This window comes from Asanoa sp. NPDC050611 (genome assembly GCF_040654855.1).
Lineage (GTDB): Bacteria > Actinomycetota > Actinomycetes > Mycobacteriales > Micromonosporaceae > Asanoa.
Genome location: NZ_JBFAIU010000447.1, coordinates 1 through 5,141, shown reverse-complemented (window position 1 = coordinate 5,141; position 5,141 = coordinate 1). Strand labels below are relative to the sequence as shown.

Sequence of the window (5,141 nt, the reverse complement as noted above, 5' to 3'; positions counted from 1 at the left end):
CGTCCTCTCCACGGTGATGGACGCGGCGGACCGCGACTACCGCGTCTACGTCCTCTCCGACGGCGTCGCCGACTCCGACCCCGAACTGCACGACAGCCGGGTCGACCGGAGGTCGCCGCCGTTCTCGGCCCAGTCGGCGCGGGCGGCGCCTGCCATCATGGCGAGGGCCGATCCGCCAGACCCCGGCCTGGACGACAAGGCGAACTCCTCTGGGCAACGACGGGAAGCGAGCGCCGCCCGCGACGATCGGCTAGTTTGCCGGTCGTGTCAACACCGCGGAGCGTCACGCTGCTCGCGCTCGTGCTCACCGTCGCCCTGTTCGGCGTGGTGGTCGCGATGCCAGGCGCCTTCGAGCGCTCCGACGCGTCGTCCGGCGGGGAAGGCATCCAGTGGCGCAAGAGGTTGCCGTCGGCACTGCTCGACGGCGCCTACGTCGGCGGGGTCGTGGTGCTGCGGCGGGAGGGCGGCATCGTCGAGGCGTTCACCGCCGACCGGGCGGGCCGCCGGCTGTGGGCACGCGAAGCCGACTGGTTCGGGGTCGCCGGCTACGACGAGGACGCGGTGGTCGTCGTCGACAAGGTCGACGGCTCCGGCTTCGACGTGCTCGACCCGGCGAGTGGCTCGGTGCGGTGGACCGAACCCGACGCGGATGTGGTGGGGACCTACTGGGACTCCATCGTGAGTGTCCAATGTCCGCGGATGGAGGACGCGACCGATCGCTGTGATCTCACCCGCCGCCGTCGGCCCGAGCAGCCTGGAGCGGCGTGGGTGGAGAGCTGGCGGACGCCGATCCCACCGCCGATCGGCCCGCCGCTCGCACCACGACCGTTCTCGACCGGCAGCCTCAACCCGCTCGGCTGGCAGAGCCTCACGAAAGAGCCGCAGGCGGAGCCGCGCTTCCTGGCGATCGAGACGACAGCGGCCGTCTCCTTGGTGGACGTCGCCACCGGCCGGCTGGTCCGCGACGTCGGCGTCCCGGAGGCGACGCGGGTGGTCGCCGCGGAGGACCGGCTCCTCTACACCGCGGTCGCCTGGCGCGACGGGCGTTGCGGTTACGACGTGTGGGCACAGGAGGTGGCGCGCCCCCGCGAGACCTGGCGCAAGAGCGACGAGCTGGACCTGGGCACCGCCGAACCGCAATGGGGTTGCCGCGACCCCGACACCGTGTTCGGCGGCTACGGCATCATCCGTTCCCGCTGGCAGGGGCGCGAACTGCTCCTGTCGGCGACGGACGGCAGCACGATGTGGCTCGGTGACCCGCACGACGAGCTGCTCGCCACGGACGGGCGGGTCGTGCTCGCGGTCGACAGCGCGGACCGGCGCAAGATCAAGACGGTGGACGTGCCACGCCGGCAGATCTGGGAGAACCGACTGCCGGGCGAACCCCGCATGGCCGCGCTCGAGCCGAACGCAGCCGTCATCGGCGGAGACGACTGGCTACAGATCCGGATCCCGGGTTCAGTGTGGGACTTCGAGGGCTCCTACTCGCCGGTGTTCGTGTCCATGTCGGGCTCGCTGTTGTCCGAGCCCGACGACTACGTCACCTTCGTCCGCACCTCGACCGCGCCCTGACGCGGTCAGCCGGCCAGGAACCGCTCGAGCGCCTCCACCACGAGGGCGTGGTCGTCCCCCTGCGGAAGGCCGGATACCGTGACGGTGCCGACGACGCCGACGTCACGGACCCGGATCGGGAACGAGCCGCCGTGCGCGGCGTAGTCGGCGGGTTCGACGCCGGCGTCGGCATCGAGGGTGCGTCCCTGCGCGAGCAGCCGCCGACCGACCAGGTACGAGGCGGCGTTGAAGCGGTTGACGACCCGGACCTTACGATTGATCCACTCGTCGTTGTCGGGCGCGGTCCCGGGCAGGGCGGCGTGGAAGAGCTGGTGCCCGTGCCGGCGGATGTCGACGGTGACGGGCAGCTCGCGCTCCTGCGCCAGCGCCACGACCAGGGATCCGAGCCGCCACGCGTCGTCGTTGTCGAACCGGGCGAACAGCAGCCGCCGCTCCTGCTCCTCGAGCTCGGCGATCAACGCGCCGAGATCCTGCTCCGAACCGGTCATGACCTTCTCCCTACCTCGTGTCTGCGGTCCGAGGCTAAGCGAGCGACAAGATCGACGACCCGGCGGGCGGCCGCGACCATCGCGCCTCAGTTCCACATCTACAAATAGCTTCCTGGAGGTCACACGGTCCGGCGCAGGCGACGTACCCAACAGAACCCGACAGGAGCCGGACCGGGCCGCAAGGCGGCACCCGTTGGGCCGCCGAGCGCGGTGCCCTTTCTACCAGGCGTTCGGGGACTGTCTGGCCAACAGGAGGCCTTGGTGGGCAAGACATCGGATCGCTCGACGGAAGGTGTCGGCGTCCCCCGGGGATCGGGATGCGGCCGCCCGAGTGGCGTTCGCGATCACAACGGCGGAAAAGGAGGGTGCTCCCCGGCCCGTCCCGGTTGCCCAGCGCGCTCCCGGCGACAAGCACGACGCCTGCGCGCCCGGCACTCAGCCGCGCTTCATGAGGCGGCCGACCGCGGCCATCATCTCGGTGGCCATCTCGTCGGCGTGTCCGTCGGCCGCACCCTCGTGCATGCAGTGCCGTGCATGACCGTCGAGCAGGCCCAAGGCGACCTTGTCGAGGGCTGCCTGGATCGCCGATATCTGCGTGAGCACGTCGATGCAGTAGCGGTCGTCGTCGACCATCTTCTCGATCCCGCGGACCTGACCTTCGATGCGCCGCAGGCGTGCCGATAGCTGATCTTTGTTCGCGGTGTAGCCGCGAGTAGGGCTCGGTGCTGTCATGCCACCACTTTACCTAACCCCCGGGGGGTATGGTACGGTCCTCGGCAGAGATACCCCCAGGGGGTATCAGCAAAGGAGGACGTCATGTGTGACAACTGCGCGTGCCAGGCGGCAAAGCCGGCGACCGCCGCGACCGCCTCTGGCCGGGAGTTCGCAGTCGCGGGGATGACCTGCTCGTCCTGCGCAGCCAAGGTTGACGCCGCAGTGCGCGGGGTCGCCGGAGTGGCAGACGTCGACGTCGACGTCGCCGCAGGCCGGATCACGATCACCGGTGATGTGAACGAGGCGGCGATCGCCGCCGCAGTCGTCGGTGCTGGCTACCGGATCAGCGAAGCGTGACCCGCTGACGGGTCCCGGATGGGGATGGCCCACGCCGAGGGTGCGTCGGGCCGGATTGGACTTGTGGTGTCTTCGTATCCCCGGCGGTGGTGGGCGCTGTCGCTCATCGCCGCCGCGCAGTTCATGGTCATCATGGACACGTCGATCATCGGCGTGGCCCTGCCGAAGATCCAACAGGATCTCGGCTTCTCGCAGGAAAACCTGTCCTGGGTGTTCAACGCCTACGTGGTCGCCTTCGGTGGGCTGCTGTTGCTGGGCGGCCGCTTGTCGGACCTGTTCGGAGCCCGGCGGATGTTCGCCACGGGCTGGCTGGTCCTGCTCGCCGGTTCAGCGGTCGCCGGTGCCGCAAGCTCTGTCTCCGTCGAGCTGACAGGTCGGGCGGTGCAGGGCGTGGGTGCGGCCCTGATCGCGCCTTCGGCGCTGACGCTGCTGATGATGCTGTTCGGTGGGACGCCCCGCGAGCTGACGCGGGCATTGGCGCTGTACGGGGCGGCAGCTCCCGCGGGCGGGACGGCCGGCGTGTTTCTCGGCGGCGTCATCACCGAGTACCTCAGCTGGCCGTGGGTGTTCTACATCAACATCCCGATCGCTGTTGTCGCACTGCTGGCAACACCGGCGTTGATGCCGGCCGGCGCCGGCAGGGGGCGCGGCAGCATCGACTGGATCGGTGCGGCGACCGTCACCACCGGTCTCGGCCTGGCCGTGTACGGAATCGTCCGCGCGCCGGAAGTCGGCTGGGGGTCGACAAGCACGGCGCCGGTACTCGGCGCGGCGGTTGTGCTGCTGCTGGTGTTCGTCACATTGCAGGCTCGCCGCCGGCAGCCACTGATGCGGTTGGCCATCTTCCGTACCCCCAACCTCGGTGCGGCGAATCTCGTGCAGTTGCTGTTAGGCGGGGCGTGGATCCCGATGTGGTTCTTCCTGAACCTCTACCTGCAGCAGGTGCTCGGGTTCAGCGCGTTTCCCAGCGGGGCGGCGCTCCTGCCGATGACGGTCCTGATCATGCTGGGGATGGTCGCGCTCGCGCCGTGGGCGATCAACCGGTTCGGCTCCAAGTCGATGGTCGTCACCGGCATGGCCGTTCTCGCCGTCGGTATGGGCTGGCTGGCGCTGGTTCGCTCGGACGGGTCCTACTGGGTTGACGTATTGCCGGCCTCGCTGGTCGCGGCTCTGGGGATGTCGCTCGCGTTCATCCCGTCGTTGGGCACCGCGATCTCCAGCGCCCGGCCCGAAGAGGGCGGCCTGGCCTCGGGGATCGTCAACACCAGCTACCAGATCGGCTCTGCGCTCGGCCTGGCGGCGATGACGGCGCTGGCCGCCGCGCATGGCGCCGACCAGCTTGGCAACACGCAAGCGTTGACCAACGGCTTCTCCACGGCGTTCATCGGCGCGGCCCTGGTGGCGGTCCTCGGAGCGCTCGTAGCTGCGCTTGCCCTGCGCACGCGACGCAAGGCAGGTGCGAACGCGGAGACGCCAGACAGGGAAGTGGCCGCAGCCGCCGGTCACTAGGAGCACGAACCGGCTCACTCCCGAGCCGGAACCCTTGCAAGAACCCCCAGGGGGTATGCTAGCTTCTAGATACCCCCTGGGGGTATATCCGAGGAGGAGTCATGGAGACCACCTACACCGTCACCGGTATGACCTGCGGACACTGCGTCAACGCGGTGACCGGGGAGATCGCCAAGATCGACGGTGTCACCGGCGTCCAGGTCGAGCTGGCCAACGGGTCTGTCACCGTCACCAGCGCTGGGCCGGTCGACAAGGCCGATGTGGCCGCGGCGGTCGACGAAGCCGGCTACGACCTGGTCGGAGTCCAGCCGTGAACGCGCCCGTCAAGCTGAGCCTGTTCGGGCTGTGCCTGGTGGTGGTCTTCGCCGCCGCACTCGGCGTCGGCCGCCTGGTCGGTCCGGGCCCCGCCGAGGTCCCGGACGAGCACCAGGAGATGGCCGCCGGGCACCACCAACTCGCGGGGTGTCCGGGGGCTCGGCCCCCGGAGCAGATATGCCGAGT

At 69.7% G+C, this 5,141-nt stretch carries 6 protein-coding genes and 2 pseudogenes; 6 read left to right on the top strand and 2 right to left on the bottom strand.

From position 1 onward, the window contains the following. Positions 1–13 precede the first annotated feature (13 nt). Positions 14–115, top strand: a pseudogene (locus AB0H87_RS37735) (isochorismatase family protein); the annotation flags it as partial. Between the two features lie 149 nt (positions 116–264). Next, entirely contained in the window at positions 265–1,572 is a 1,308-nt protein-coding gene (locus tag AB0H87_RS37730; protein WP_360157261.1) for a hypothetical protein, read from the top strand. Positions 1,573–1,577: 5 nt separating this feature from the next. On the opposite strand, the gene AB0H87_RS37725 is transcribed toward AB0H87_RS37730, so the two are convergent. Together AB0H87_RS37725 and AB0H87_RS37720 are read right to left on the bottom strand one after the other, a co-directional pair. Continuing rightward, positions 1,578–2,060, bottom strand: a complete 483-nt coding sequence (locus tag AB0H87_RS37725; RefSeq protein ID WP_360157258.1) for a heme-degrading domain-containing protein — start codon at positions 2,058–2,060, stop codon at positions 1,578–1,580. 435 nt (positions 2,061–2,495) lie between these two features. Then, positions 2,496–2,792 (bottom strand): metal-sensitive transcriptional regulator, encoded by a 297-nt coding sequence (locus AB0H87_RS37720; protein WP_360157255.1) that lies wholly within the window; start codon positions 2,790–2,792, stop codon positions 2,496–2,498. A gap of 84 nt (positions 2,793–2,876) precedes the next feature. Between AB0H87_RS37720 and AB0H87_RS37715 the strand changes: the two genes are divergently transcribed. The 4 genes and pseudogenes from AB0H87_RS37715 to AB0H87_RS37700 all read left to right on the top strand — a co-directional run. After that, the gene (locus AB0H87_RS37715; protein ID WP_360157252.1) at positions 2,877–3,131 is read left to right on the top strand and encodes a cation transporter; all 255 of its coding nucleotides are present in this window, start codon (positions 2,877–2,879) and stop codon (positions 3,129–3,131) included. Positions 3,132–3,197: 66 nt separating this feature from the next. Continuing rightward, positions 3,198–4,640 carry an MFS transporter gene (locus AB0H87_RS37710; RefSeq protein WP_360157249.1) on the top strand — a complete coding sequence of 481 codons (1,443 nt, stop codon included), beginning with the start codon at positions 3,198–3,200 and terminating at the stop codon, positions 4,638–4,640. Positions 4,641–4,741: 101 nt separating this feature from the next. Continuing rightward, positions 4,742–4,954: a cation transporter gene (locus AB0H87_RS37705; RefSeq protein ID WP_360157246.1), complete on the top strand. Its 213-nt coding sequence runs from the start codon at positions 4,742–4,744 to the stop codon at positions 4,952–4,954. Then, positions 4,951–5,141: pseudogene (locus AB0H87_RS37700) on the top strand (hypothetical protein); the annotation flags it as partial. The gene AB0H87_RS37705 and the pseudogene AB0H87_RS37700, both read left to right, overlap by 4 nt.

Bases quoted from the DNA above. Each gene is read 5' to 3' on its own strand.
- AB0H87_RS37725 (WP_360157258.1), bottom strand. From the start codon at position 2,060: ATGACCGGTTCGGAGCAGGATCTCGGCGCGTTGATCGCCGAGCTCGAG.
- AB0H87_RS37720 (WP_360157255.1), bottom strand. From the start codon at position 2,792: ATGACAGCACCGAGCCCTACTCGCGGCTACACCGCGAACAAAGATCAG.
- AB0H87_RS37715 (WP_360157252.1), top strand. From the start codon at position 2,877: ATGTGTGACAACTGCGCGTGCCAGGCGGCAAAGCCGGCGACCGCCGCG.
- AB0H87_RS37705 (WP_360157246.1), top strand. From the start codon at position 4,742: ATGGAGACCACCTACACCGTCACCGGTATGACCTGCGGACACTGCGTC.